1 protein-coding gene is annotated in these 511 nt (G+C 60.3%); it reads left to right on the top strand.

Features of this window, described 5'->3' with window-relative positions; all coding sequences use genetic code 11:
- A partial coding sequence (locus MCB86_RS17580) for a hypothetical protein (protein WP_239611671.1) occupies positions 1–267 on the top strand: 267 nt, incomplete at its 5' end.
- Between the last annotated feature and the right edge of the window lie 244 nt (positions 268–511).

The raw sequence follows: 511 nt of genomic DNA, 5'->3' as shown, positions 1-511 counted from the left end.
CATTCGCCGCGAGGGCGCGCCTCCCACAAAAAAAGCACAGCAAAAGCACAGCAAAAGCAGGTCGCGGCGGGGCGCAGGCGCTTCGGTCTGCTTTTGGCTTTTGATCTTGTAGGAGACCCGACCCCGGGGCGAAGCTTTTGGCTTTTGGGTGGGCAGGAAACCCGCATTCGCCGCGACGGCGCGCCTCCCACAGAAAAGCACAACAAAAGCACAGCAAAAGCAGGTCGCCGCGGGGCGCGGGCGCTTCGGTCTGCTTTTAGCTTTTGATCTTGTAGGAGACCCGACCCCGGGGCGAAGCTTTTGGCTTTTATGTGGGCAGGAAACTCGCATTCGCCGCGAGGGCGCGCCTCCCACAGAAAAGCACAGCAAAAGCACAGCAAAAGCAGGTCGCCGCGGGGCGCGGGCGCTTCGGTCTGCTTTTAGCTTTTGATCTTGTAGGAGACCTGACCCGGGGCGAAGCTTTTGGCTTTTGATCTTGTAAGAGACCCGACCCCGGGGCGAAGCTTCTGGC

Source organism: Pseudomonas sp. KSR10, from assembly GCF_022355455.1.
Taxonomy (GTDB): domain Bacteria; phylum Pseudomonadota; class Gammaproteobacteria; order Pseudomonadales; family Pseudomonadaceae; genus Stutzerimonas; species Stutzerimonas stutzeri_E.
This window is presented reverse-complemented; position numbering and strand designations above follow the sequence as displayed.